Raw genomic sequence first — 1,835 nt, 5'->3', positions numbered from 1 at the left:
TCACCTGCGGCCCGCCGATAATGATAAAGTTCGCATTCCAGAGTCTCGCCAAGATGGGCTTTGCGCCGGACAGGGTCATCACCACCCTGGAGAACCGGATGAAGTGCGGCATCGGCAAGTGCGGCCGGTGCAACGTCGGTGCCAAGTACGTCTGCCTGGACGGGCCGGTCTTCAGCCAGGCGGAGATTGACGAGCTCCCGCCGGACTTTTAACGCACCGCGCTTTTTCCCGCCGGGGCCAGGCCCCGGTTTTTGCGCGACCGCCATGCGCGCGCAACCGGATGAGGCGGCCCGGTTTACTTTTCCCACCCCGGGTTGTATCATCACCCGGCCGAAATCAGCCGTGAAACAGAGGGTGAACAAGGGGTTTAACCGAGTGAAGCGAGCTATGCCCTCGGCAAACCGAGCGGAGCGAGCTACGCCTCTGGCGAAACCCCTTGTCTTACCCCTTGCCCGTAAAAGGAGTGTTCGATGCGCAAGACCCTCTTTGTAATTATACTGCTCGCCGCCTGCCTCGCGCTTTTCGCCTCCTGCAAGACCGAGCGCACGTACCAGTGCGAGGGCGCCGCCACCGACATCCGCCGTGCAATCGAGCCCCAGCGGGCCGTGGACAAGATGCTCGACTATATCGCCGGCGAGGGCAAAAACGAGCCCTGCGCCTACGTCATGCTCTTCTGGGGCTACGCCCAGCTCAGGGACTTCGAGACCGCCATGAAGTACTACGACATGGCCATCGCGCTCGACCCCACCTCCCGCAAGGAGATGGAGGACATCATCGTCGAGTTCGAGTACTTCCTCGTGGCGCGCCAGGAAGCGGCCAAGGCCATCAACGGCCGCGAGTTCGACAAGGCGCTGGCCTACGCCCGGTTCGCCGAGGAGCTGGAGCCCGACCACTACCAGGCCTTCTACATCGCCGCCGAGTGCCTGCGCCTGATGGAGCGCAACGACGAAGCCGCCCAGGAGTACTATCTCTCCATCCACAAGCTCTACAACATGGCGTCCGTCGGACGCTTCACCATGCCCGACGAGAAGACCCAACGGACGGTGTACTACGTCGGCAGCGCCACCATCGCCGAGGCCGAGCTCTACGACAAGGCCCTCGAGGTCTGCGACATGGGGCTGGAGAAGTTCCCGGGCTTCGTCAAGGTGGAGCGCACCCGAGCGCGCGTCCTCTACGACATGGGCGACCCGCGCGCCGAGGAGGCTTACAAGACCCTCGTCGTCAACGCCGAGATGGCCTACAACACCGCGACGGAGGAGAACATCGAGGAAGCCACCGACGACTTCGCCGAGGCGCTCTCCGACGCCGGCGTCTACTACATCACCCGCAACGAAATGGCCTTCGACGACCTCGTCCTCGCCGTCAAGTACCTGGAGAAGGCCTTCTTCGAGGTGGACCCCGAAAACAGGGCCGTCGTCAAGGATCTCTACCTGACCTACAACACGCTCAAGTACACCGAGGACGACCCCAAGGTTAAGGCGGTCGCGGACAAGTACAACGAGCTTTTCGGCGAATAGCTCTCGCTTCGGGGGAGGGGTCGCGGCGGACCTCCGTTGACAAAAAGCCGCCCCTGTGCTAGCATTCCGCTGCTCAAGGGCCCGTAGCGCAGTTGGGAGCGCGCCTCCTTGGCGTGGAGGAGGTCAGGGGTTCGAATCCCCTCGGGTCCACCAGAAAAAACACCCGGCGTCGCAAAGGCGCCGGGTTTTTTTATCTATTTGTTGCAACGGTGTAGGGGCGAGTCTCCTGACCCGCCCGTTTTTCAAAGGCAGCCCTCACCCCTAACCCCTCTCCCACTGGGAGAGGGGGACCGTTTTCGCTGTTTGCAGAATGTAGGG

General features: G+C 62.5%; 2 protein-coding genes and 1 tRNA gene. All 3 read left to right on the top strand.

Annotation, left to right across the window (positions count from 1 at the left end):
* Positions 1-212 (top strand): hydrogenase (locus NTW26_11320; protein ID MCX7022836.1); only part of this gene is annotated, 212 nt, incomplete at its 5' end.
* Positions 213-470: 258 nt separating this feature from the next.
* Complete coding sequence (locus NTW26_11315; GenBank protein ID MCX7022835.1) at positions 471-1,517, top strand: hypothetical protein; 1,047 nt, start codon at positions 471-473, stop codon at positions 1,515-1,517.
* 77 nt (positions 1,518-1,594) lie between these two features.
* Positions 1,595-1,670, top strand: a tRNA-Ala gene (locus NTW26_11310).
* Positions 1,671-1,835: the final 165 nt, after the last annotated feature.

Source organism: bacterium (genome assembly GCA_026398675.1).
GTDB lineage: Bacteria > RBG-13-66-14 > RBG-13-66-14 > RBG-13-66-14 > RBG-13-66-14 > RBG-13-66-14.
This window is presented reverse-complemented; position numbering and strand designations above follow the sequence as displayed.

Coding starts and splice junctions, on each gene's coding strand:
- NTW26_11315 (MCX7022835.1), top strand. CDS start 471: ATGCGCAAGACCCTCTTTGTAATTATACTGCTCGCCGCCTGCCTCGCG.